The following is a 24224-nucleotide window of genomic DNA, read 5'->3' as shown; positions in this document are numbered from 1 at the left end:
CTACCCAAACAGCCGGTCTCCGGGCGCGGCCATGCGATGGGTCCCGCCGTGGCGCATCACCCAGTCACGGATCAGGGCGACGGAGTTGGCGCACTGCCAGCCGTCGTCGTACTCCCGCACCCCCGTGAACGCCCCGTAGCCCGCGATGATGCCGTCCACCCGCCCGTCGCCCAGCAGTCTGTCGACGTACCACGGATCGTTGTAGGTGGTCGTCCAGGACAGGGCCGCCGCCAGCCGTCCGGCATCACGGTCGGCGGCACCCTTCTTCAGCTCCGCGCACGTGTAGGAGCCGGCCTCCGTGCAGTTGCCGAACCCCTTGGTGATGTCGCTGTCGCCGTAGTCCATCACCCGGCGCCCGGCCGGGAAGGCGGAACCGGACCGGTCGAAGGCCCCCCGGACCTGGTCGCGGGTCCCGGTCGTCGTGATGCCCTCCAGAGCGCCGAGCCTGCCTTCCAGGCTCTTCCAGCCCCGGCCGCCGACGTCCGGGGTGCCGCCGCCGTGGTACTCGTAGAACCCGTAGAGCACCTGGATCCCGGCAGCCGTCAGCCGCTGCGCCTTGTCCCGCAGCCCGGCGACGCTGCACCCGCGGTTCTCCCGCTCCCCGCAGTAGTTCGGGTCCTTGATGTCCAGCCACACCAGCGACAGCCTGCGCCCCTGGCCCGCGTGGGCGAGGATGCGGTCGACCATGCTGTCGAAGCCGGGGCCCAGCCGGTTGTCGCCGGCCGAGGAACAGTCGTGATAGGCCCGCCACTCGTTCGGGTTCCACCAGGCGCAGACATCCATCTCGATGCCGTTGGCACCGTGCGCCAGCGCGGCGTCCACGCCGCCCAGGGTGTCGACGCGGTGCGCGATGGCGTAGACCGGGTGACGCTGATCGGCCGCTGCCGCCGGGCCCGTACCGAGCGCGGTGGCGGCGAGGACCGCGCACAGCGCCGAGAGCAACACCCGCAGCATCCGCGGTCCGGCGCCATGCCTGAGATAACTGGTCAAGAAACAACTCCGTCATGTCGGTGTCCGGATCGGCCGGTTCATCCCACCCGCCGCATGCTCGTAGATGCACGATGAATGAATCCGGTTGGGGGTGGTCCCGGAATGGCGGGAAACAGCCGCCGCCCCGCTTTTGCCGGTTGACGGGAAAACACCCGCAGGGAAAACGGGGGCAGGGATTCCGGTGCGGTGTGAATCGCCTCCATGCGGCCGGACGTCCACCGGGGCGGCCCGGACCGCGGGCCACCGCTTCCCGCCCCGCCGGAAGCCCCCGGGCCGCACCGGTGCACGGCATCCGGCACCGGCGGCCCGCACGCCGCGCATTCCGCATTCCCGCCGGGAAATTGCGGACGCCCCCGCTCCGGCAGGGCCCGGCCATCCCCGCGGAATAGCGGGGGAGCGGACGCAATTGCGGGGGAGCGGCCGAAATCCCCCGCCGCCGGTTCCGGCCGACCGCGGCATCACCGATCAGAACCGGACTCGGCCGGGCGGCGAACATAACCCCCGGGCACTTGCTGCCGTCCGGACGGCGTCGCAATACTCTCCGCACGGTCCGGCCGACCGACGTCCAGTGCACTTCCGGCTTTCCGCTTCCACATCCCGGGAGACAGCTATGTCCGACACCGCACGCACCCCCGAGACCGAACTCCACGACCTGGAGCTCGACCTCGGCGACCTCACCGTCACCTCGATGCGGGACACCGCCGCGCTCCCCGAGGGCGGCGCGTCCTGGGGCTCCTGCTCCTGCCAGGGGTCGTCGTCCTGCGCCCAGCCGCAGGACGTCACCGCCCTCGAGGTCTGACCCCCTACACGAGAGGCACCCCATGAACGACACCACGCAGTCCGCCGGCTTCGGCCTCGACGACCTCGACCTCGGTGAACTCACCGTGACCTCCATGCGGGACACGGTCGCGCTGCCCGAGGGCGGCGCGTCCAACGGCGGCAGCTCCTGTTCCTGCGGCTCGTCCTCCTGCGCCCACCCGCAGCTGCCCGAACTCCCCCTGTAACCGGGGAACACCACCGCACCACCGCACCACCGAACACAGCACCACTGCACCACCGCGCCACTGCACCACCGCGCCACTGCGCCACTGCGCCACTGCGCCACCGCATGACCGCTCGCCAGACGCTTCCCGCCGCGGCCCCGGTGCCCGGCGGGAAGCCGCGCGCCGCCCCCACCCACAGGACGGGAACCCATGCCGCAGCCGCCACCGCACTCCGCCCCCGGCACCGACGGCTACCGGGTACGGTCCGCGCCCTACGCGCTGGCCCGCGCCACCGTCCTCGCCCACCCGGCCCAGCCCCCCGCCGCGGCCGCCTTCCGGGACCTGCTGGCCCGCCTCCACCGCCTCGACACCGAACTGGCCCTGACCGCCGCACCCCTGTGCGACGACCTGTACGCCGCCCGCGACACCCACCCCGCGGACTTCCACCGCGACACCGTCCTGCCCCTGCGCAGAGCCCTGCACAACCGCCGCGAACCCCGCCCCGCCCTCCTCGCCCGCCTCGGCGACCTGCCGGCCCGCCTTCCCCGGCTCGCCACCTGGCTCGCCCTGCGCGCCGACCGCACCACCCTCCTGGCCGCCCTCGACACGGCCTGCGGCCCCGCCCTCGACGCCGAACGCGCCTCGCTCGCCGCCCTCTGCCGCGAACCCGCCCTCGCCAAGGCCACCGCCCTGACCAGCGCCGACCTGCTGCGCGCCATCAACCGCGCCGCCACCGCCGCCACCGACCGCCGCGCCCGCAAAGAGGAACCCACCGTGCTGCGCTACGCCCTGCGGGCCAGCACCAAGACCAGCCCGCTGTCATGGTTCACGGCGGTCGGATGGGGCCCACTGCCCGGCCACCCCACCGACGGCCCCGCCCGCCCGGTCACCTCCTGGGGCACCGCACCCCTCCTCGACGGCCCCCTGCACTCCGTCGTACGCACCAACCGCACCCTGACCACCGCGCTGACCCTCGCCCTCCTCGACGCACCACACCGGCGCACCACCCTTCCCCACCGCATCACCAGCACCGCACGCACCGCCGGCACCCGCACCGCCTACACCCGCGACCGGCCCTCCTTCGCCGGCGGCCGCTACCTCGTGCCCGGCGAGGACCAGGCCGAAGTGGCCTCCGGCCGACCGCTGAGCCTGCTCACCGCCCTCGCCGAGAACCCCGTACCGCTCGCGGACCTGACCCGGCACCTGGCCACCGCGCTCTGCCCGCCCGGCGAGGACGAGACCGGCGGCCGGGCCGCGGCCGCGGCCGCCGCCTTCCTCGACCGGCTCACCCACGCCGGCCTGCTCGTCCCCCAGCACCCCCTCGCCCCGCAGGACCCCGCCCCCCTGCAACGCCTCGACGCCTGGGTCCGCACCTTCGCACCCGGCCACCCCGCGGACGCGCACCGCGCCGACCGGATCGCCGAACTCGCCACGCTGACCGACCGGTTCACGGCCACCCCGGCCGCCGACCGCCCCGGCCTGCTCACCACCCTCACCCAGCGCTGGACCGCCGAGCTGGCCGCCGCCGGCCGGCCCGTCCCCACCGGATCCGCCCCGCTGACCGTCCTGTCCGAGGACGTGATCGCCCCGCGCCCGCTGGCACTCGACGGATTCCTCACGGCCGCCGACCACGAGGCCCTCGGCGAGGTCACCGCCCTCGCCGAACTCTTCGACCTCGGCCATCTCGTCCGCCGCGCCCTGCGGGACCGCTTCGTCGAGCGCTACGGCACCGGCGGACGCTGCGCACACCCCTGGGAGTTCGGCCCCGACGTCACCGCCGCCTGGGAGTCCGCCGGACGGATCGCCCTGCTCGACCCCGCCGACCGGGACGCGTTCCCCAGCGCGACCGAACCCCTGGCCCGGCTGCGCACGGAGATCACCGCCGCCCTGCACGACCACGACGGCCCCGCTCCCACCGCCGAGGCGGTACTGCCCGCCGACACCCTCAAGACCCTCGGAGAACGGCTCCCCGCCCAGGCCCTCGAACGCCCCCTCAGCTACACCTACTTCCTCCAGCGCGACCCCGCCGCCGGGCTGCTGGCCGTCAACCACGTCTACGGCGGATGGGGCCGCTTCACCAGCCGCTTCCTGGACTTCCTCGACCCCTGCGCCACCGCCGAGGTGTCCCGGCAGATCCGCCGCGGCCTCGGCCCCGGCGCCCGCCCCGCCCAGATCCGCCCCGTCGGCGGGTTCAACGCCAACCTCCACCCCCTCCTCGTCCCGGACGAGATCGGCCCCGACCGCACCCGCACCCCCATCGCCGAGGCCGACCTCGAACTCGTCCACGACGAAGCCACCGACCAGGTCCGCATCCGCCTGAGGACCACCGGCGAACCCCTCGACGTGCTCTACCCCGGCTTCCTCGCCCCCGTGCTGCTGCCCGCCCGCATCGCACCCCACCTCGCCGACCACCCCGCCGGCGCCGTCGACTTCCGGCCCCTCGCCCCCCGCCGGACCCTTCACACACCCGGCGGCCCGGTCACCGTCAGCGCCCGGCTCCGCCACCGCCACGTGGTCCTCCAGCGCCGCCGCTGGCTGCTGCCCCCCGCCGTCGTGGCCGCCCTGCGCGCCGACCTCGCCGCCGACACCCGCCCCCACCGGGTCCCCGCCGCCGCCACCGCAGACTGGCGCGCCCGCCTCGGCCTGCCCGAACAGGTCTTCCTGCACCCGGCCGCCGCCGCCCCCACCGGCCGGGCCACCGAGGACTTCCTGGGCCGCCTGACCCGCCCCAAACCCCACCTCGCCGACCTCGGCAACGCCCTGCACCTGCGCAGCCTCGCCAAATGGCTGTCCCGGCACCCCGACGGCGCCGTCCTGGAAGAGGCACTGCCCGCACCCGGCGGCCTGCCCGCACCCGCCCGGGCCGTCGAACTCGCCCTCGAGGTCTACCGGGACGGACGCCCGCGATGACCCGCCCGCCGACCCCGCAGCACCACGACAGGAGCGCACCCGACATGCCGCCCCCCGACCCCGCCACCCCCCGGCGACCAGACCCCCGCGACCACGGCGCGCTGGACGTCGTCGCCTACTACCACCACCCGGTCAAAGCCCCGCTGCTGCGCGAGGTCATGCTGCCGCTCGCCGCCACCGCCACCGCCGCCGGCACCCCCGCCCACGTGGAGCGCCACTGGCTGCACGGCCCGCACCTGCGGCTGCGCCTGCAGGGCACCGACCCCGCCGCCGTCGCCCGCACCGCCGAGGCCGCCGCCGCCCGCATCCGCACCTGGCTGCACGCCCACCCCTCCCACAGCGACCTCACCGAGGCCCAACTCCTGCAACAGGCCGCCGAAGCCGGACGCGCCGAACTCCTCCCCCCGCCCTACGGGCCGATCCACCCCGACAACACCACCCGGATCGAACCCGTCGACCGGACCCCCGTACGCACCCTCCTCAAAGCCGACGGAACCGCCCTGCGCGAGGACCTCCTGCGCCACGGCCTTCACGCCCTGCGGGCCGGAGCCGGCTTCCTCGGCCGGCACGGGGACACCGACCGGGCCCGGCTCCGCCTCGCGGTGACCGCCCTGGCCGCCCACGCCTGCGCCCACCCCGGCGGCCTGACCGGCGGACACTGGTCCTACGTCTCCCACCTGGAGGACTTCCTCCTCCACGACGACCCCGACGGAAGGCTCCGCGCCACCTTCGAACGGCACGCCCAAACCGCCGGGGACACCGTCACCGCCCTCGTCCAGCGCATCGCCGACGGACACACCGACGCATGGGAACAGGCCTGGGCCGGCTTCTCCCGCACCGCCTGGCAGCTCACGGCCCGCCGCCACGCCGCCGGCGCCGACCTCCACGGAGACCCCCTCGCCTACCGGACCCGCGCCGCCGCCACCGGCGACACCGCCGCCTACGAACGCTGGAACCAGGACATCCGCACCCGCTACAGCGAGTTCCACCAACTGCTGCGCCGCGCCGACCCGCACGGCACGATGTGGAGCCGCCCCGACTACCTCATCCACCGGGCCTGCACCAACGCCCTGTACCGGCTGCTGGCCGTCTGCGACGTCCGCCCGCTGGAGCGCTACCTCGCCGCCCACCTCGTCGTCCGCGCCGTGCCCGCCCTGACCGGCTGCGACTGGCGCACCGAGATCGCCACCGTCATCGACGCGGTGGAGGCACGGACATGACCGGCGAACACACCACCCAGAACACCCAGAACGCCGAGGGCGCCGGCGGGAACCGGGCGGGCGGCGACCGGCTGCGCCCCGGCACCGCCGCCACACCACTGCGCACCGGCCTGCACCTGCGCGGGCGCCGTGGCAGCGTCACGCTGGAAGGCAGCACCGCCGTCCCCGTGGTGTGGGGCCTGCTGGAGGAACCCCTGCGCCACGGACGCCTCGCCGCCTTCCGGGAGGGCCTGGAACCGGGCTCGGCCGTCCGCACCGCCGTCGACACCCTCCTCGCCCGGCTCGCCGACCACGACCTCCTCCTCCCCGCACCACCCGCCGCGCACCCCGACCCCGCCGTCGCACAATGGATCGACGCCACGGCCGCCCGCCCCGCCGACGCGGCCGCCCTCCTCGCCACCGCCCGGGCCCAGGTCCTGGCCCGCGACCCGGCCTCCCCGCCCGCCGCCGCCGCCGTACGGGCGCTGGCAGCCGGCGGCGTGCCCGTCACCCTCACCCCCGACCCGGACCTGCCCCCCGGCCGCGTCCTGCTGACCGTCCGCGGCACGGGCCCGGACCGGACGGTCGCGGCCGGACAGGTAGGCGCCACCGGATACGCGACCGCCCCCGGCAGCGCCGCCCAGGCACGCGCCGACGCGGCCGCCCTGGAGACCCGGCTCACCCACGCCGCCCACGCCGCCCACGCCGCCGACGCCGCCGACGCCGCCGACGCCGCCGACGCCGCCGACGCCGCCGACGGTGCCGCCGCACCGCGCCCCGGCCGGCCCCCGGGCACGCTCGCCGCACTGCTGGCCGGCGCGGCCGCCCACCGGCTGCTGTGCGCGGCCGCCGGGCTGCCCGACCCCGCCACCGAGGCCGACGACCCGCGGCTGCTCCCCGGCATCCCCGCCGTCCTCCTCGCCGACGCCCGCCCCGCCCGCGCCGACCACCACAGCTGGCTCGGCCCCGAGCGGATCGACGCCGACCGCCGCGTCCGCCTCGCGCCCCCGGCCGGACTCGCCGAAGCACTGCGGCGGATCACCGCCCTCGGGGAACGCCGCTGCGGACCCCTGCCCGCACCCCTGCCGGGGGACCTGCCCCAACTCCCGGTCCCCCTCGCCACCTGCACACTGCCCGGCCCCGCCACCGGGCACGCCACCACCCCCCGCACCCTGACCGGCGGCGGGCCCCGCCTCGACCTGGCCCGCCTCGAACTGTTCTGCCGCGCCGCCGAACTGCTCCTCGGGAACACCGCGTTCACCGTCGGGGCCGACCCCGGGCACGCCCGCGGCCGCGCCCTGCGCCACGCCGCCGCACGCCGCCTCGCCGCCGCCCCGCACCGCCGCACCCCGATGGACCCGGCCCGATGGTCCGGCCACCCGCAGCTGCGCCACTGGTGGACGACCCTGACCGGCCGGCTCGCCGTCCCCGCACGACTGGAGGTGCACCGGGCCGCCCCCCACGCACAGGCGTACCGGGCCGTGGTCCACCGCACCCCGCCGGGGCCGGGACACGGGCCGGGCCCGCTGCTCGGCGAAGCCGTCGAGGCCACCCCCGGCGACGCCGCCGCCTTCGCCGCGCTGGCCGCCGTCACCACCGCCTGCACCCCCGCCGCCGGGGCGCCCGACGCCCCGCCACCGCCCTCCGGAGGCGCGGCCGCCCCGCTGGCGGCGGCCGGTGTACCCACCGCCGCCTGGGAGGACCCCGGCTGGACCGGGGGCTGGCTCGCCGACCTGGCCGGACGCGAGGAAGCCCTCCAGGACACCCTGCACCGGCTCTACGGAGCCGGCCCCGCGCCCACACCACCCCCACCCGAATCCGCACCCGACCCCGGCCTCGCCGGCCTGCTGCGCTCCTTCGGCCTCACCGTGCTGCACACCGCCGGGGAGGCCCGATGACCCGCCCCGCCACCGCACCCGCACCCGCACCCGCACCCGCACCCGCGGCCGGTCCGGGCCCCGTCCCCGTACTGGACGCCACCGCAGCCCTCGCCGCCACCACCGGCCGGGCCGCGGTCTTGCTGACCCGCTGGACGCTCGGCCTCGCCGGGGAACTGAGCCGCCACGCCCTGCACCGGCCCCTGGCCCTGGTCCCGGTGCGCTACGACGGGCCGCTGGCGGTGATCGGACCGGTGCTCCGGCCGGGCGGCCCGGCCTGCCTCGTCTGCACCGAGTACCAGCGCCTGGCGACCGCGGGCGGCCGGGTCCCCTGGCAGACCCCGAAGCTGACCCTGGCCGGAGTACCCTCACCCGCCCTGACCCCGGCCGTGGAAGCCCTCGTCCACGACCTCCTCGACCCCGACCCCGACCCGGACAGGGACCCGGACGCGGCCGTCGTCCACATCGTCCACCAGGGCCGCGGCACCTGGTCCACCCACCACGTCCGCCCCGTCGGCGGCTGCGACGTGTGCCACCCGCTGCCCTCCGACACACAGACACCGCTGGCCCCCCTGCCCCGCGGACCCCGCCCGCTGCCCGACCCGGCCGTCCTGCGCGACCCCAACCCCCGTACGACCGGCGCCGCACTGCGCGCCGCCCTCCACGACGAACGGTTCGGCCCCGTGCGGCTGCTGCGCCGCTCCGAGGACTCGGCGTTCAGCCTCACCAGCGCGCTCGTCACCGACGGCAGGACCGTCGACGACGGCGGCCACGGCCGGGCCCGCACCTTCCCCGACAGCGAACGCATCGCCCTCTTCGAAGCCGTCGAACGGTACGCGGGCATGCGCCCCACCGGCCGCCGCACCGACCTGCTGGCCTCCTTCGCCGAACTGGGCCCGGACCGCGCCCTGGACCCCGCACGCCTCGGCCTGCCCGACCCCGCCCACCACGGCCACCCCGCCTCACCCACCGTCCCCTACACCCCGGACCTGCCGCTCCACTGGGTACACGGCTGGTCCCTCACCCACCGCAAACCGACCGCCGTCCCCGAACACGTCGCCTACTGGGACGTGCCGGGACCGGACCGGCCGCGCGTCGTCTACGAGTCCTCCAACGGCTGCGGCCTCGGCAACAGCCCCGAAGAAGCCGCCCTGTACGGGCTGTTCGAGGTCGCCGAACGCGACGCCTTCCTCATGGCCTGGTACGCCGCCACCCCGCTGCGCCGCATCCACCCGCCCGCCGACGACACCGACACCCTGCTGCTCGCGGACCGGGCGGCGGCCGCCGGCTACCGGCTCCTGCTCCTGGACGCCACCAACGACTTCGCCGTCCCGGCCGTCCTGGCCGTCTGCCGCTACGAGGGCGGCCACCCCGACGCACCGCGGATGTTCCTCGCGGCCGGCGCCCACCACGATCCGCGCGCCGCCATCCGCTCCGCCGTCGCCGAGGTCGTCACCAACGTGCTGGAGGCACCGCACCGCTCCTCCGCCACGGGAGGGCCGCGCGACCCCGGACGGCTGCGGCCCATGCTGGAGCACCCCGAACTCGTGCAGACCCTGGACGACCACGTCGGGCTGAGCACCCTGCCCGAGGCCGCCCCGCGCCTGGAGTTCCTCTTCGCCGACACCCCGGCCACGACGGTCGAGGCGGCCTGGCCCGGCGCCCCCGCCCCGGTGCCCGACCTCTCCGGCCTCCTGACGCACACCGTCGGCCGGCTGGCCCGGGCCGGACTGGAAGTGATCACCGTCGACCAGAGCGAGCCGGGACTGCGCGACCGGTTCGGCCTGCACTGCGTGAAGGTCGTCGTCCCCGGCGCCCTCCCGATGACCTTCGGGCACGTCAACCGGCGCACCCTCGGCCTGTCCCGGCTGCTGGACGTGCCCCACCGCCTGGGCCGCACGAGCCGGCCGCTGCGCCACGGCGAACTGCCCCTGCACCCGCACCCCTTCCCCTGACCCGACACGCGAGGCGAGGACCGGACGACGTGACGACGACCGACAACGACACCGGCACGGGCGCCGCCGCCGGCACCTGGCAGAGCCACCACCTCTTCCTGCACTCCACCACCGAGGACACCGACCGCTTCCTGCTCCGCGACGCGGCCCCCCTCCTCGACGGCCTCGTGGCCGCCGGCGAAGCCGCCGACTGGTTCTTCATCCGCTACGGGCAGGACGGCCCCCACCTGCGGATCCGTATCCGCACCACCACGGCCGCGGCCGCCGCGGACCCCCACCGGCTCCCGGACCTCCCGGACCTGCTGGCCCGGCGGGCCCGGCAGGTGCCCGCCGTCCCCGGCCCCTGGCCCTCCCGGCACGCCGAGATCCGCGCCGTGCCCTACGTACCCGAAACCCGGCGCTACGGCGGACCGCGGGCCCTGCCCGTCGCCGAGGCGCTCTTCGCCGCCTCCACCCGCACCGCCCTGGACGTACTGCGGGCCCTGCCCGCCACCACCACGGCCGCATCCCGCCTCACCGCGGCCGCGGACCTCGCACACACCACGGCGTACGCGCTCGGCATGGACCCGCTCGCCGCCGCACGCTGGCTCCGCGCGCACGCGGCCGGCTGGCGCTGGGTCACCGAGGTGCCGCTGCTGCCCGCCGCCGCCGTCCACACAAGGGTCAACACCGTCCACGCCGCGCAGCGCACCACCCTCGCAGGGCGCGCCGCGGACCTGCGCGAACGCCTGCGGGCCGGCACCGCGGCGCCCTGGCTGGAGCACTGGGCCGAACAGGTCCGGGAGGCCGACGCGCTGCTCGGCGGCCCCGGCGAGGGGACCCGGGCCGGGATCTGGGGCTCCCAGCTGCACATGCTGTTCAACCGGCTGGGAGTGAGCCCCGACGAGGAACGGGCCGTGTGCCGGCTGGCCGCGCGCACCCTGCTGGAGACGGACGCGCCGGCAGGCTTCTTCCCGCCCGGCCACACCGCCCCCGACCTGCAGTACCTGGAGCGCAGCAAGTTCCAGATCGGCCGCGGCGAGGACTCGGCACTGCGCCCCCTACCCTCCCCCTCCCCCTCCCCGTCCCCATCCACGGCCCCATCCCCGTCCCCGGCGGCCGGGCCGGCCGAAATCCCCCTCCCCGCCGACCCGTTGCCCCAGGTGCCCCTGGCCGCGGTGCTGGCCGCACGCTCCTCGCTGCGCGGCGCCCTCACCGGCCCCCTCGACACCGGCACGCTCGGCGCCCTGCTGTGGCACTCCCTCGCCGAGAGCGGCCGCAGCGAGCAGCACCTCGCCGACGGCACGACCCGTACCCTGGCCCACCGCCCCTACCCCAGCGCCGGCGCCCTCCACACGGCACGCGTCCGCCTCCTCGTCCTCGACGTGAGCGGCCTTCCCGCCGGCACCTACGACTGCGTCCCCGAACGCCGGACCCTGCGCCGCATCGGCCCGGCGGCGCCGCCCGAGGACATCACCGCCCTGTCGACCTACCTCTCGCGCCCCTCCACCGACCCGGACTGGATCGGCATCGCCCAGGCACCGGTACTCCTCGCCCTCTACGCCGACCTCGGCCTGCTGCGCCGCCGCTACGGACTGCGCGCGCTGCGCCTGGCCCTGCTGGAGACCGGCCACCTGGCCCAGACCCTGCTGCTCACGGCGTCGGCCCTGGGCCTGGGCGGGACCCCGCTGGGCGGCTTCCACGACGACCTGGCCCACGAACTGCTCGGACTCAACGACCCGGACCAGCCGCTCCAGTACCTCCTTCCCCTCGGCCGCAGGCCGCACCGCCACGACAGGTGACCCGGGCACGCCACGGGCCCGCACCGCACTACGGCCCTCAGGGCCCGTCGTCGACCGCGCCCGGCGCCAGGGCGGGGGAGGGGAACACGTGGCGCACCTCGCCGCCGGACCACCACACACCGACGGCGAGGACGGCGGCCGACTCCAGCAGCGCCGCGCGGGACAGTCCGCCGCACGGCAGCGGGGAGCAGCCCATCGACACGATCAGCTCCCCGGTGAGGGCGGCGGCGGCCGGGGTGCCGGCGCAGAAGGGCACCGCCAGGGGCGCTCCCTCGAAGGCGGGCCGCGGCAGGGTCCAGATGCTCTCGTGGCAGATCCCGAAGACCTTGGCGACACCGGCGTCCGGCGCGGCCGCCGAGATCCGCGCGGCGACGGAGTCCGTGCCGCCGGCCGTGGTCGGCGAGGGCCCGTCCGGGCCCGCCGCCATGGGCACCGTGCAGTCGAGCACCGTCCGCCCGGCCAGCACCGGGGCGAGCTCCCGGGCCAGCCGCGGTGCGCTGTCCGCCGGTACGGCCATCAGCACCGCCTCACCGTAGGCGGCCGCCTCGGCGAGCCCGCCGTGCCCGGCGGCCCCGGTCCGGGCCGCCGCCCGGGCCGCGGCCGCCGCGTTCCGCCCGCCCACCAGGACCTGGTGCCCGGCCCGCACCCAGGCACCGCCCAGGGCCGTCGCCATCGAGCCCGTGCCGAGAATGCCGATCCGCATGATGCCGCTCCCCTTTTCCCCCGCATTGTGGGATGTCATGCCCCGGACGCTAGGCGCCCCGATGCACACCGCACGGTGTGCATCGGCCGGGCAGGATGGGCGGATGGGAGAGCAACAGGAGCTGGCGGGGGACGTGTTCGCGGCGGACTGCCGGGCCCGGATCGCCTTCGAGGTGCTGGCGAACCGGTGGGACAGCGTGGTGGTCTTCGTCCTCGGCGAGGGCGGCCCGATGCGCCCGCGCGCCCTGCTGGAGCGGATCGGCGGGATCAGCCCCAAGGTGCTCAACGACGCGCTGAGGCGGCTGGAGTACAACGGCCTGGTGGAGCGCCGCCGTTACGCCCAGGCGCCACCGCGCGTCGACTACACCCTCACCGAGGCCGGCACGGCCCTGCTGGTCCCCATCCGCGCGATGGGCAGCTGGGCCGCCCGCCACGCCGACACCGTCCTGGCCTCCCAGGACCGCTTCAGCACCCGCTGAGGGGGTGTCTCCTGCCGGGTCAGGCCGCGCCCGCCCACACGGCAGGCCTGCGCTGCGCCCAGGGCGCGGCCTTCTCCAGCTGCGCGGCGAGCCGGAACAGTACGTCCTCGCGTCCGTAGCCCGCGGCGAACTGGACACCGACCGGCATGCCGGTGGCCGGGTCGCAGGCGAGCGGCACCGACATCGCGGGCGTCCCGGCGACGTTGAAGGCGGCGGTGAACGGCGAGCGGTGCAAGAGGTGCTCCATCCGGCCCAGCCCGTCGGCGTGCTCCGCGCCCCGGCCGTAGGTGCCCAGGGGCACCGGTATCTCGGGGAGGGTGGGCGTCAGCAGCAGGTCCCGGGCCCCGAAGCAGGCGCCGACCGAGCGGGCGACCCGGTTGCGCACCTCCAGGGCGTGCACGAACTGCGCACCGCTCACCCCGAGCCCCCACGCGTAGCTCGCGAGCATCTCGGGCTCCACGGTGGACTCGTCCACCGGGCGGCCCGACGCCCCGGCGAGGCCGTCGATCCACGTCACCAGATTCGCGGACCACAGGCGGGCGTTGGCCAGGACGAACTCCTCCCAGCCCACGCCGAGATCCACGGCGGCGGCCTCGACCCGGTGGCCGAGCGATTCCAGCAGCCGGGCGGCGGCCAGCGCGGCCTCGCCCACGGCCGGCTCCACCGTCCGCCCGCTCCAGGGGGTGGTGACCAGGCCGACGCGCAGCCGGCCGGGCTCCCTGGTGATCTCCTCGAGGTACGGGCGGCGGGGGCGCTCGGCGAAGTAGGGGTCGCCGGTCTCCGGGCCCTGGATCAGGTCGAGCAGGGCCGCACTGTCGCGCACGGTGCGGCTGAGCCCGCCGTGCACCGCGAGGCCGTTGATGTCAGGGGCAGTGCCGATGCGACCGGATGATGTTGAAGATCGATCAGTCGAGGGGGTACCGGACGGGAACCGCTCACCGGGGCGGCTCGCACCGCCGGGGAAGCGTCACGGTCCCCGGCCGGTGCTCGAAGGTGTCCATGACCAGCCACTCGTCCAGCTCGGGGTCGTAGAGGTTCTGGACGCCGAACTGCAGCACCTGCCAGAAGGTGCCCCGGTCGTTCTCGTCGACGTAGACGTCGCCGAGCGCGAGCGGCAGCCGCGGGTAATTCCCGGGAGGCAGCTCCGGGAAGACCACCCCCACCCTCCAGTGGTTCACGCGCCGCTGCGGGGTGCGCCGCAGGGTCTCCGGCCCGACGAACCGGGCGTTTGCGAACCCCTGGTTCAGGTCCTCCAGGCTGAAGCCCGGGATGCGCGAGCAGGGGTGTTCGTCCAGGCCGGGCCATTTGTACGTCAGCGTGTAGAGCGTGTCGTGGTAGATCAGGTTGGTGAACCAGATCGGGTACTGCGGGCCCCCCGCGGTCATCTGGCTGTCGCCCTCCCTCCCCTCCCAGGTGAACGGCACCGTGATGTCCAGGTCCCGGACGATCCACTTGCCCCTGCCCCGGAAGTCGCGGGGGAGGCGGGGCGCGGGCGGCGCGGGAGAGGCGTCCTGCCGCGCGGCCGCGGTCCCGGACGGCGGCGCGGTCCCGGCCCCGGGCTCGGCGCCGGCCGGCGGCGGAGCCGCCAGGACGAGGGCGGCCGCTCCGGCAAGAGCGGCCGACGCGGCCGTCCGGCGTACGCCTTTCCCACCCATGGTCTCCCTCGGCTGTCGCGTCAGGCGCCGTCGTGGCGCGGGGGCCGATCGCGGCACTGCTGGGACACCGTCCCCGGAATCGGACATTCCGAAACCGACGGTCACTCAGCCCGCAGCCGCGGTACCGCCGGCAGGAGTCCGGTTCCGGCGAAGACGCGCACACGAGCTGCCGCCCTCCGGGCCGGGCCGGCCCCCGGGTGCGAAGCCGTGCCGGGGCCCGTTCCCGGGAATTGGCCCGTACGCAGTCCCGCACGGCGGACGCCGGCCGCTCAGCGCCCTTCCGCGCCGTCCGCCGCGATGTCCGCCGCGGTGTCCCCGGCCTCCCAGCGCAGCAGGTCGCCCGGCTGGCACTCGAGCACCTCGCAGAGCGCCGCGAGCGTCGCGAAGCGCACCGCCCTGGCGCGGCCGTTCTTGAGCACCGCCAGGTTGGCCGGCGTGATCCCCACCCGGTCCGCGAGCTCACCCACCGACATCTTCCGCCTGGCCAGCATCACGTCGATGTCGACGGCGATGGGCATCAGATCACCTCGTCCAGCTCGGCCCGCATCTGCGCCGCCTCGCCGTCGCGCGCGACGGCCTGGGCGAGCAGCATCCGCAGCACGAGCACGATGAGCGCGACCCCCAGGATGGCCAGACCGATCCCGCCCATGATCACGGTGACGCCCGGGTCCTCCCGCTGGCCGGGGGCGTTGACGGCCGTGACCGCGAACCACAGCAGGGCCGCCGCCACGATCGCCCAGATCACGCCGTCCACGTACCGGAAGGCGGCGTGCGAGAACACGGTTCCGCGCCGCACCATCGCCGTCAGCCGCCCTACGCAGACCAGGGCGACCTGGGCCGACACCATGCCCAGGATCACGATCACCCGCATCGGGGTCAGGGGGAGCGACCCCTCCACCTCGCCGGTGACCAACGCCCACACCATCGACGCCTGCACGAACACGGTGCCGACGAGCACCACCGCGAGCACGGCGCGCAACGCACGCACGGTCAGCTTCCCCACGGCCCATCCTTCCATCGATCCACGATGGAAATCTATCGAAACTCGATAGGCAGGGCAAGGTCCGGGACAACGGGCAACGGCCCCCGCCCCGCCCGGCCCGGCACGCCCCGCCCGGCCCGGCACGCGGTGTGCCGGGCCGGACGGGGCCGGCGTTCAGAAGTCCCAGCTCTGGCTCCGCGCGCCGTTGCAGCTCCAGCTCACCAGGAGCTGGCCGATCTCCGGCCGGCCGGCCAGGATGTCGAGGCACTTCCCGTTCACCCGGTTACGGATCTCACTGCCGTTGCGGTACCACTTCTGGTGGAGACCGCCATGGCAGTCCCACATGCTCACCGAGCCCTGGTCACCCAGATGGGGACCGTAGATCTCCAGGCACTTCCCGTTCATGCTCGAACGGATCTGCTCACCGTCCCAGTACCACTGCTGGTTGGTGCCGCCATGGCAGTCCCACGTCACGGTGGAGGCGCCGTTCTCCTGGTGGAACATGAAGACGTCGGCGCACCTTCCGTTCAGGTTGGACCTGAGCAGCGGTGCCGCGGCAGCCGCGGGCGAGCCCGTCAAGGTGGCGCCGGCCAGCAGCCCGGTGACCGCCGCCAGCAGCATCAGTCGTCGCACGGACCTCATGATTTCCCCTTCCCATCGCCGTTGCGCGGTTGCGCTGGCCCTGGTCTAGCCCCCGGCCGATGTCCGGCGCCGGAACGAGGGTTCCGGACATCAAAAGCTGGACAAACACCACCCGACACGGCTGCGGAGCCGCAGAAAGGAAGGCAATGCCACGCCCCGAACGCCCGCTCGACCCGGACTCCGGTCCACTCACCCGCTTCGCGGCCGACCTCCGGAAACTGCGCGAGACAGCGGGACGGCCGCCCTACCGGGCCCTGGCGAAACGGGCGCACTACTCGTCCACGACACTCTCGGACGCCGCGGGCGGGAACACCTTCCCGAGCCTTGCCGTCACGCTCGCCTACGTCGAGGCCTGCCAGGGCGACCGCCGCGCGTGGGAAGCCCGATGGCACACGGTCGCCACCGAGATCGCCGCGAGCACACCCCCCGACGAGCAGCCCGGACAGCCCGGCCGGCGGAGCGCACCGTACACGGGCCTGTCGGCATTCCAGCCGGAGGACGCCGACCGCTTCTTCGGACGCGAGCGCCTGACCGCCGAGCTGCTCGCGAAGGTGCGCGAGCACCGCTTCCTGGCCGTCTTCGGGCCGTCCGGCTCGGGGAAGTCCTCCCTGCTGCGGGCCGGACTCGTCGCCCGCGCACGGGCATCGGGGTGGCCGGTGATGCTCTTCACACCCGGCCCGCACCCCATGGAGGAGTGCGCGATCCACCTCGCCGCGGCGACGGGAGAGGCCCCCGGCACACTCGCGGCCGAGCTGCCGGACGATCCCGCGGCACTGCACCTGCGCATCCGGCAGGCCATGATCGATCATCCGCCGGACACCGACACACTGATCGTCGTCGACCAGTTCGAGGAAGTCTTCACCCTCTGCGGGGACCAAGGCCGACGAGGCGCCTTCATCGCCATGCTGACCGCGGCCGCCACCACGGCGACCAGCCGGACCCGGGTCGTACTCGGCGTCCGCGCCGACTTCTACGGCCACTGCGTCCAAGACCCCCGCCTGGTCGAGGCGATCCGCGACGCACAGCTCGCCGTCGGCCCGATGAACAGCCAGGAACTGCGCGAGGCCGTCACCCGCCCGGCCGCCCTCGCCGACTGCACCGTCACCGGCCCGCTGCTGGCCGCCGTGGTCGCGGACGCCACCGGCCGGCCGGGCGCGCTGCCACTGGTCTCGCACGCCATGGTCGAGACCTGGCGCCGGCGCAGCGGCAGCCGCCTGACCCTGGAGGGATACCTGGCGGCCGGCGGAATCCAGCACGCGCTCGCCCACACCGCGGAGACCGCCTACGGGGCGCTGACACCGCCGCAGCAGGACCTCGCCCGGTCGCTGTTCCTGCGGCTGACCGCACTGGGCGACGGAACCGAGGACACCAGGCGCCGGATCACCAGGGACGAGCTGGACCCGAGCCCCGACACCGTCCACGTACTCGAATCCCTGGCCCGGCAACGGCTCGTGACCCTGGACCGGGAATGCCTCGAGATCACCCACGAGGCGATCATCCGCTGCTGGCCGAGACTGCGCGGCTGGCTGACCGAGGACCGGGACCAGCTGCTCCTGCACCGCCAGCTCACCGACGCCACCGCCGCCTGGGAGGCGCAGGACCACGACCCGCACACCCTGTACCGGGGCGCCCGCCTGGCCGCGGCACTGGACCTGGCCGCCGCCCACGACGGCGCCCGGCTGACCTCCAGGGAACGCCGCTTCCTCGACGCGAGCCGCGAAGCACAGGCCGGCGAGCTGGCGGCGGTCAGGCGCCGGACGGTCCGCCTGCGGCAACTGGTCACCCTGCTCACCGTGCTGGTGGCCGTCGCGGCGACCGCGGGCGGGCTGGCCGTCGACTCGCGCGACGCGGCCATCGGGCAGCGCAACGTGGCCATCGCACGCAAGGCCGCCGCGAACGCGGCCGAGGTACGGCAGCAGAACCCCTCGCTCGCCGCGCAGCTGAACCTGGCCGCGTACCGCCTGGCAGCCACCGACGACGTCCGCGACCAGCTGATGAGCACCTTCGCGACGCCGTACACGAGCCGGCTCACCAGCCACACCTCCGACGTGGTCTCGGTCTCCGTCGCCCCGGACAGCACGCTCCTGGCCACCGCGAGCTGGGACCGCACCATCCGGCTGTGGGACATCGCCGACGCCCACCACCCCCTCCAACTGGCCGTCGTGAACCAGCCGGAGCGGCTGATGTCGGTGGCCTTCGGCGAAGGAGGCCGCATCCTGGCCACGGCGAGCGAACGCTCCGTGCGGCTGTGGGACGTGACCGACCGGCGTGCGCCCGCCGAACTGAGCACGCTGGCGGACCAGCGGTCCGCGCCGACATGGGTGGCGTCCGGGCCGGCCGGCCTCATCGCCACCGGCCACACCGACGGCACGGCGCGACTGTGGAACGTCACCGACCCCCGCCGCCCGCGGCTGCTGGCCACCCTGCCCGGCCACTCCGCCGCCCTCACCTCGGTGACGTTCAGCCCCGACAGCCGCACGGCGGCGACCACCGGCGACACCACCACCAGACTGTGGGACGTCCGCGACCCCGCGCATCCGCTCCTCCTCGACGTCCTGCGCGGCCACACCGACACGGTGACCTCCGCCGCCTTCAGCCCTGACGGCAAGACCGTGGCGACCGGGAGCTGGGACCGCACCGCACGGGTCTGGGACATCTCCGGCGACCGCCGGACGCAGCCACCGGCCGTCCTGCCCGTCCATCCGGCGATCGTCTGGTCGGTGGCGTTCAGCCCGGACGGCGGCACACTCGTCTCGGTCGGCGGGTCCACCCAGTTCTGGGACGTCACCGCCCCGGCGCACCCGAAGCGGACCAGCACCGTCCAGGGCGGCTTCTACCAGGCCGCGTTCAGCCCGGACGGCCGCGTGCTCGCCAACTCCGACCGCCTCCTGGACCTGCGGGACCTGTCCCTGGCCACCCACGACGACGTCGTCACGTCCCTGGCGTTCGCCCCCGGCGGCCACCTGCTCGCCAGCGCCAGCTGGGACGGCACCGCACGGCTGTGGCAGGTCACCGGCGGCCGGGCCCTGTGGCCGCTGTCGGTCCTGCACGGGCACACCAGGTTCGTCCGGTGCGTGGCGTTCAGCCCGGACGGGCGCACCCTCGTCACCACCAGCGAGGACGGCACCGCACGCGTGTGGGACGTGACCGATCCCCGCACACCGCGGCCGGTATCGGTCCTCACCCCCGACGGCGGCGAGGTCGCCGGCGCCGCCTTCGGCCCGGACGGCCACCTGCTGGCCCTCTGGGCCCAGGCCACGGCCGGACTGTGGGACCTCACCGACCCCGGCGACCCCCGGCCACTGGGCCGGATCGCCGAGGACGGACCGCACGTCACGACGGCCTCGTTCCGGCCGGACGGCCGCACACTGGTGACGAGCACCGGCGAGTCCGGCTCGCTCAGGTTCTGGGACATCAGCGCACCGCGCAGCCCCCGCGAACTGCCGTCCCCGTTCCGGTCCGACCCCCTGACCGGCGGCGTGTTCAGCCCCGACAACCGGAGACTGGCCGCCTTCCACCGAACGGACAAGACCCTCTGGCTGATCGACGTCGACGACATGAACCGCCCGGCGAAAGTGACGCGCCTGCCGGCCTCCGGCTCCTGGCTCTACACCATGGCCTTCGACGCGGCCGGCCGCCGGCTGGCCGCCGGCGCCGCGGACAGCAAGGCCCTGCTGTGGGACGTCGGCGGCGCGGCCACCCCCGTCGTCCTCACCGGCCACACCAACCCCGTCCCGGCCGTGGCGTTCAGCCCGGACGGCAACACCCTGGCCACCGGCGGCAACGACTTCACGATCCGGCTGCGGGACACCGGCCCGGCCACGGTCGCCACCCGCATCTGCGACAGCGCCTACCCCCGGATCACCAGGGCCCAGTGGGCCCAGTACTTCACGGCGGTCGACTTCACCCCGCCCTGCCCCGCCCCATGACAGCCGTCAACCCCCACAACACAACACGGCACGACACACCGGGCGTACCGCACGGCACCGCACCGGGCCGGTCACGAGCCCGGCGGCGCGACACTCCGCGCATCCGACCCCACGGGCGCGATCCGCCACGTCCCGCCGCGTACATCGAGCGTCACCGTGAGGTCGGCCCGCTGCGGGAAGGCGACGTCCAGCCGCCACGGGGCCGCCAGGGCGGCCAGCTCGATGGTCACCAGCTCCCCGGTGACCTCGCCCAGGGCCCCGATCCAGTGGGGTGCGCGGGCGATCAGCCGCTCAGACAGCCAGGGCCCGGGCTCGGGAACACGCACGGAGGGGCTCCCGGTGAGTCCGGCGAGGGCGGAGCCGGCCAGCAGGGTCAGCAGCCGGGCCAGGACCGCGCCCGGCAGGGCGGCGTCGCGGGCCTCCAGCAGCACATAGCAGTCGTCGTGACCCGAGAACCAGACCCGGGAGCCTTCCAAGCGGCTCAGCAGCGTCTCGTCGAAGCCGGCCGTGCCGACCACCAGCGCCAGCTCGTCGAGCCGCTCCGCACTCACGCCGGCGGGCACGTCGACCAGAGCCAGTTCGTACGGCGACCAGCTGCCGTCCAGGAACCGCGGCAGGAGGCCGCGGTCCATCACCAGGATCTCCTCCGCGAGCCCGTGCGTGCCGGACGCCCAAGACCCGAGGGGGTGGACCGTGCACGGCACGCCGAGATCGGCCGCGATCAGCCCGGGCCGCAGCTGCTGCCAGTCCTCGTCCAGATAGGAATTGGTCTCCAGGGACAGCACCGCGACCGAGCCGTCCGCCACGGCCACCAGCAGGTCGGCCAGCTCACCCGCCTGGGCCGCACCCGCGCTCACCCGCCACACCCCCTCGGCCTCACGGACACTGAAGCTCAACGGGAACGGCCGACGCTCCATGCCGACACAGTTCACACCGAACGCGCCCTGCCGCCCGACCTCGACCACTGCCCACCCCCGGGAACCCGCCGGACGCCGCCACGGAGCCCGCCACCACCCATCATCACAGGTCAGCAGGGCGACCCGCCCCCACGGACCGCGTCAGCACGCTTCCCGGACGGGTGAACTCGGGAATCCGGCCGCTCCCCGATCCCGGCAGGGCCGTTGAGCCGGGCGGACCGCCGGATGATCTCTCCTCCGGCCGTTCGCCCGGCCCGTTCCCGCACACGTGCTCGAGGAGACACCACCCTTGGCTACCGCTGACCTTCCCGGCCCCGACTCGCTGCTGCGCCGCACGCTGGGGGAGTGGCGGATCGGTCTGGTCGCATGGCGGCTGCTGGTCCTGCAGACCGCGGATCCGGCGGTCGCCGCCGGCATGCGCGGCTTCTCCACCTACCGCGCGCACCCGTGGCGGCGCATCGAGCACACGATGGACAGCGGGAAGCGGCTGTTCTTCTCCGACCGCGAAGGACTGCGCCGCGAAGTCGCCCGGCTCGAGCGCACGCACCGCCGCCTGGCAGGGACCGACGAGCAGGGCAGGCCGTTCACAGCATCCGACCCGGCCGTCCGGGTCTGGGTGCTGGTCACCTTGTACGAGTGCATGACGGCGATGCGGGAACTCTCCGGACACCCGCTGACGCCACCCGAACTGGAGCAGATGTACGGAGAATTCCGTGCGGTGTGCGCCGAGTTCGCCCTGCCCGACGACCTGTTCCCGGCCACCGCCGCCGACGTGCCCGCGTACATGGACCGCACGATCCGCGAGCGCCTCGAATACGGCGAACCCGTGCGCTACCTGCTCTTCGACATGCTCCGCGAAGCCCCCGCACCCCGCCGCCTCGGCCGCCTGAAGCCGCTCTGGCCGGTCCTGCGCACGACGGCCGCCCATGTGATCGGCGCGCTGACCGTCGCCGACCTGCCGGAACCCTTCCGCGAGCGCTTCGGCCTGCCCCGCACCCGCCGCGCGGCCCTGCTGTCCTTCCTCCTGCACCGCGGCATGCGCGTGCTGACGAACGCCCTGCCCGAGCACCGCCGCTACCGCACCCCGCCGGCCGGCGTCCCCCAGAACCCGCAGCCTTCCGCCGGCCCCTCCTCACGCCCCGTCCGGCTCCCCGCGGCACGCCGCCGCAAGGGCACCGATTCCCGCCCGGCGCGCCTGCGGACCTTCTTCCACCAGGTCCTGGACCAGACCGGCGACGGCCGCATCGGCGCCGCCGATCTGCAGGCCATGGCACACAACGTGTGCTGGCCGCTCGAACTCGCCGCCGAACGCGAAGCCCCCGTCTACGCCGCCTTCGAGAGCTGGTGGCAGCAGCTGCGGACCGGCATGGACACCGACGAGGACGGACAGGTCACCTGCGAGGAGTTCGTCACCGCCATGCTCACCGGAATCGACTCCGAGCCGTCCTACCTCGACCAAGGACTGCACGTCGCGGTACGGGCGGTCTTCCACGCGGTCGACACCGACGGCAGCGGACACCTGTGCGCCGACGAGTACCGCAAGGTCTTCGGCGGCTCCCGGGTCCACCTCGCCGAACTCAACCACGGCTTCCGCCAGCTCGACCACGACGGAGACGGCCGCATCACCGAAGACGAATTCGTCCGGGCCTTCACCGACTACTTCACCGCCCGCACCGACAACACGGCCGGCAGCCAACTCCTCGGACGCCCCTAGAAGGCGGGCGACATGCCGGCGCGGGCTCACTGACTGCTGCGGATCTCGTCGATGCGCTTCGCCAGAGCCTGCGTCTCCGCGATCAGCCGCGCGTGCGCCTTCTTCTGCTCCTCGTCCCCCTTCGCCCTGAACGCCGCGCTGAAGTGGGGCTGGAGCTGGGTCCACCAGCCGTAGTCCAGCATCGCCCACGCCTGCGGGCACAGCGGGGCGCGGGTCTTGGGGAGATAGCCGCTGTCGACCAGGGACCGCTGGTACTCCTTCGGGTCGCTGCCCTCCAGGTAGCACAGGAAGTTGAAGGCCCGCTGCTGGGTGACGGGGTGGTCGCTCGACATGCCCTCCAGGGTCGGCCGGCCCTCCTTGCGGGCGATCTCGTCGAAGAGGATCGCGGCGGCCAGCGACGGCCCCGGCCCGACCTCGTTGACGGTGTAGAAGGACGCGAAGCCGTCGGCCGCGTCCTCTTCGAGGCCGAGGTTGGCCAGGAGGAGCTGGCGTTGCAGGGCGTGGCCCATCTCGTGGCCGAAGATGAACTCGGTCGACAGCACGGTCAGGTCGTCGGTGTTGTACTCGGACGCGGGGAACGGGGCGGGCCGTTCGACGGTCTTCACGACATCGGCGAGGGCCTTCTCGATCTCGGTCAGGAACGGCGGCGGGATGAAGATCGTCCTGCCGTCGGGCTGGGTGACGGCGTCGGTGACGCCGCGCGGCACCTCGGCGGTGACCTTCACGACCATGTCGTGCGGGAGGGTGAGTGCTCTGTTCACCCAGTCGGCCGTCCGCTCCAGCACACGCGAGTCCCGGATCAGCGCCACGGCCTGCCGGTCCTTCGGCGCGACCGTCCGGGTCTCGTAGACGACGGTGACCCTGCCCGAGCGCATAGCCTGGGGGCGCGGTCCCGCTCCGGGCCCCTGCCCGGCGTCGCGGGTCCCGCCGCCGCACCCGGCGGCCGCGACCCCGGCGAGGACCAGCACCCCCGACAGGGCGAGGCGCGCCCTCTTCGAGCAACCGGCGGTGTTCGGCATCCTTGGTCGGCTCCCGTCACGTGTCCCCGCACCGATCCTCCGGCCGTCCGCAGGCCGCTGCCCGCCGAACCGCCCGTTCGGGGGCCCTCCGCCCGCCCGGATGCCGCGCCGCGGGCCGGGGAGGCCACCGCTCGTGCCGTCTCTTTCGGATCTTGTCGGCCGAGCCCGCGGCGTCCGGTGCCGTGCCTGGCAAGGCGGAGGGGCGCCCGTGTACTGGACGTACTCGGGTGCCCCGACAACGCGGCCAGGTGCGGTGCCGGGCGTCGCGGGCCCGGCAAGATCCGGAAGAGACGGCCTAGCCCTCCGCGGGCCGGCGACGGCCGGCGGGCGGACGCCCGCGGCTCAAGCAGCGGGGTCCGGTTTGTCAAGTCCCGAAAGGTCGCGGCATGACCTGGTGCGAGGGAGGGGGGCTTACTCAGGAGATGGACGCACGCCCAGTGGACGGCTGGTTCCACCTCCGGGATGTGGAGGCGTTGACGGTACGGAAGGA

At 74.9% G+C, this 24224-nt stretch carries 19 protein-coding genes; 10 read left to right on the top strand and 9 right to left on the bottom strand.

What is annotated here, in order from left to right:
• On the bottom strand, positions 1–990 hold the full coding sequence (locus tag JYK04_RS00945) for a PI-PLC domain-containing protein (RefSeq protein ID WP_229876864.1): 990 nt from the start codon (positions 988–990) through the stop codon (positions 1–3).
• A 610-nt stretch (positions 991–1600) separates the two neighbouring features.
• On the opposite strand from JYK04_RS00945, the gene JYK04_RS00940 reads away from it, so the two are divergent.
• The 7 genes from JYK04_RS00940 (at position 1601) to JYK04_RS00910 (ending at position 11695) form a co-directional block, all read left to right on the top strand.
• Positions 1601–1789 carry a thiazolylpeptide-type bacteriocin gene (locus JYK04_RS00940; protein WP_189746945.1) on the top strand — a complete coding sequence of 63 codons (189 nt, stop codon included), beginning with the start codon at positions 1601–1603 and terminating at the stop codon, positions 1787–1789.
• Between the two features lie 22 nt (positions 1790–1811).
• Positions 1812–1994, top strand: coding sequence for a thiazolylpeptide-type bacteriocin (locus JYK04_RS00935; RefSeq protein ID WP_189746946.1), 183 nt, complete (start codon positions 1812–1814; stop codon positions 1992–1994).
• Between the two features lie 189 nt (positions 1995–2183).
• A complete protein-coding gene (locus tag JYK04_RS00930) occupies positions 2184–4883 on the top strand; it encodes a lantibiotic dehydratase (protein ID WP_189746948.1) in 2700 nt (899 codons plus the stop codon).
• Complete coding sequence (locus JYK04_RS00925; RefSeq protein ID WP_189746950.1) at positions 4880–6103, top strand: lantibiotic dehydratase C-terminal domain-containing protein; 1224 nt, start codon at positions 4880–4882, stop codon at positions 6101–6103. Before JYK04_RS00930 ends, JYK04_RS00925 begins: the two co-directional genes overlap by 4 nt.
• Positions 6100–7980: a hypothetical protein gene (locus JYK04_RS00920; RefSeq protein ID WP_189746952.1), complete on the top strand. Its 1881-nt coding sequence runs from the start codon at positions 6100–6102 to the stop codon at positions 7978–7980. Before JYK04_RS00925 ends, JYK04_RS00920 begins: the two co-directional genes overlap by 4 nt.
• Positions 7977–9914 carry a TOMM precursor leader peptide-binding protein gene (locus tag JYK04_RS00915; RefSeq protein WP_189746954.1) on the top strand — a complete coding sequence of 646 codons (1938 nt, stop codon included), beginning with the start codon at positions 7977–7979 and terminating at the stop codon, positions 9912–9914. The genes JYK04_RS00920 and JYK04_RS00915 overlap by 4 nt, the downstream gene beginning before the upstream one ends.
• Positions 9915–9943: 29 nt before the next feature.
• Entirely contained in the window at positions 9944–11695 is a 1752-nt protein-coding gene (locus JYK04_RS00910) for a thiopeptide-type bacteriocin biosynthesis protein (RefSeq protein ID WP_189746956.1), read from the top strand.
• A gap of 37 nt (positions 11696–11732) precedes the next feature.
• Here the strand turns inward: JYK04_RS00910 and JYK04_RS00905 are convergent, their stop codons facing one another.
• A complete protein-coding gene (locus tag JYK04_RS00905; protein WP_229876865.1) occupies positions 11733–12437 on the bottom strand; it encodes an NADPH-dependent F420 reductase in 705 nt (234 codons plus the stop codon).
• Positions 12438–12501: 64 nt separating this feature from the next.
• Between JYK04_RS00905 and JYK04_RS00900 the strand changes: the two genes are divergently transcribed.
• Positions 12502–12876, top strand: coding sequence for a winged helix-turn-helix transcriptional regulator (locus JYK04_RS00900; RefSeq protein ID WP_229876866.1), 375 nt, complete (start codon positions 12502–12504; stop codon positions 12874–12876).
• A gap of 19 nt (positions 12877–12895) precedes the next feature.
• On the opposite strand, the gene JYK04_RS00895 is transcribed toward JYK04_RS00900, so the two are convergent.
• The 5 genes from JYK04_RS00895 to JYK04_RS00875 form a co-directional block, all read right to left on the bottom strand.
• The gene (locus JYK04_RS00895; RefSeq protein ID WP_425282275.1) at positions 12896–13738 is read right to left on the bottom strand and encodes an amidase family protein; all 843 of its coding nucleotides are present in this window, start codon (positions 13736–13738) and stop codon (positions 12896–12898) included.
• A gap of 73 nt (positions 13739–13811) precedes the next feature.
• Positions 13812–14531: a hypothetical protein gene (locus JYK04_RS00890; protein WP_189746960.1), complete on the bottom strand. Its 720-nt coding sequence runs from the start codon at positions 14529–14531 to the stop codon at positions 13812–13814.
• 269 nt (positions 14532–14800) lie between these two features.
• Positions 14801–15049 (bottom strand): helix-turn-helix domain-containing protein, encoded by a 249-nt coding sequence (locus JYK04_RS00885; protein ID WP_189746962.1) that lies wholly within the window; start codon positions 15047–15049, stop codon positions 14801–14803.
• Positions 15049–15534 carry a DUF2975 domain-containing protein gene (locus JYK04_RS00880; RefSeq protein WP_189746964.1) on the bottom strand — a complete coding sequence of 162 codons (486 nt, stop codon included), beginning with the start codon at positions 15532–15534 and terminating at the stop codon, positions 15049–15051. Before JYK04_RS00880 ends, JYK04_RS00885 begins: the two co-directional genes overlap by 1 nt.
• A gap of 153 nt (positions 15535–15687) precedes the next feature.
• Positions 15688–16146: an RICIN domain-containing protein gene (locus tag JYK04_RS00875; RefSeq protein ID WP_189746966.1), complete on the bottom strand. Its 459-nt coding sequence runs from the start codon at positions 16144–16146 to the stop codon at positions 15688–15690.
• 155 nt (positions 16147–16301) lie between these two features.
• Here JYK04_RS00875 and JYK04_RS00870 point away from each other — a divergent pair, with 155 nt between their 5' ends.
• Complete coding sequence (locus tag JYK04_RS00870) at positions 16302–20084, top strand: nSTAND1 domain-containing NTPase (RefSeq protein WP_189746968.1); 3783 nt, start codon at positions 16302–16304, stop codon at positions 20082–20084.
• A gap of 71 nt (positions 20085–20155) precedes the next feature.
• Here JYK04_RS00870 and JYK04_RS00865 read toward each other — a convergent pair whose 3' ends face one another.
• A complete protein-coding gene (locus JYK04_RS00865; protein ID WP_189746970.1) occupies positions 20156–21001 on the bottom strand; it encodes a hypothetical protein in 846 nt (281 codons plus the stop codon).
• Positions 21002–21290: 289 nt separating this feature from the next.
• Between JYK04_RS00865 and JYK04_RS00860 the strand changes: the two genes are divergently transcribed.
• Positions 21291–22715, top strand: a complete 1425-nt coding sequence (locus tag JYK04_RS00860) for an oxygenase MpaB family protein (RefSeq protein WP_189746972.1) — start codon at positions 21291–21293, stop codon at positions 22713–22715.
• A gap of 26 nt (positions 22716–22741) precedes the next feature.
• Here the strand turns inward: JYK04_RS00860 and JYK04_RS00855 are convergent, their stop codons facing one another.
• Positions 22742–23734 (bottom strand): DUF4344 domain-containing metallopeptidase, encoded by a 993-nt coding sequence (locus tag JYK04_RS00855; protein ID WP_189746974.1) that lies wholly within the window; start codon positions 23732–23734, stop codon positions 22742–22744.
• Between the last annotated feature and the right edge of the window lie 490 nt (positions 23735–24224).

The organism is Streptomyces nojiriensis (assembly GCF_017639205.1).
In the GTDB taxonomy this organism is placed as follows: Bacteria; Actinomycetota; Actinomycetes; order Streptomycetales; family Streptomycetaceae; genus Streptomyces; species Streptomyces nojiriensis.
The sequence above is the reverse complement of the archived record's forward strand: the minus strand, read 5'-3'. Positions and strand labels throughout refer to the sequence as shown.

Excerpts from the sequence above, each read along its gene's own strand:
- JYK04_RS00920 (WP_189746952.1), top strand. The coding sequence starts at position 6,100 with ATGACCGGCGAACACACCACCCAGAACACCCAGAACGCCGAGGGCGCC.
- JYK04_RS00885 (WP_189746962.1), bottom strand. The coding sequence starts at position 15,049 with ATGCCCATCGCCGTCGACATCGACGTGATGCTGGCCAGGCGGAAGATG.
- JYK04_RS00855 (WP_189746974.1), bottom strand. The coding sequence starts at position 23,734 with ATGCCGAACACCGCCGGTTGCTCGAAGAGGGCGCGCCTCGCCCTGTCG.
- JYK04_RS00865 (WP_189746970.1), bottom strand. The coding sequence starts at position 21,001 with ATGGAGCGTCGGCCGTTCCCGTTGAGCTTCAGTGTCCGTGAGGCCGAG.
- JYK04_RS00940 (WP_189746945.1), top strand. The coding sequence starts at position 1,601 with ATGTCCGACACCGCACGCACCCCCGAGACCGAACTCCACGACCTGGAG.
- JYK04_RS00915 (WP_189746954.1), top strand. The coding sequence starts at position 7,977 with ATGACCCGCCCCGCCACCGCACCCGCACCCGCACCCGCACCCGCACCC.
- JYK04_RS00930 (WP_189746948.1), top strand. The coding sequence starts at position 2,184 with ATGCCGCAGCCGCCACCGCACTCCGCCCCCGGCACCGACGGCTACCGG.
- JYK04_RS00890 (WP_189746960.1), bottom strand. The coding sequence starts at position 14,531 with ATGGGTGGGAAAGGCGTACGCCGGACGGCCGCGTCGGCCGCTCTTGCC.
- JYK04_RS00870 (WP_189746968.1), top strand. The coding sequence starts at position 16,302 with ATGCCACGCCCCGAACGCCCGCTCGACCCGGACTCCGGTCCACTCACC.
- JYK04_RS00925 (WP_189746950.1), top strand. The coding sequence starts at position 4,880 with ATGACCCGCCCGCCGACCCCGCAGCACCACGACAGGAGCGCACCCGAC.
- JYK04_RS00935 (WP_189746946.1), top strand. The coding sequence starts at position 1,812 with ATGAACGACACCACGCAGTCCGCCGGCTTCGGCCTCGACGACCTCGAC.
- JYK04_RS00905 (WP_229876865.1), bottom strand. The coding sequence starts at position 12,437 with ATGACATCCCACAATGCGGGGGAAAAGGGGAGCGGCATCATGCGGATC.
- JYK04_RS00900 (WP_229876866.1), top strand. The coding sequence starts at position 12,502 with ATGGGAGAGCAACAGGAGCTGGCGGGGGACGTGTTCGCGGCGGACTGC.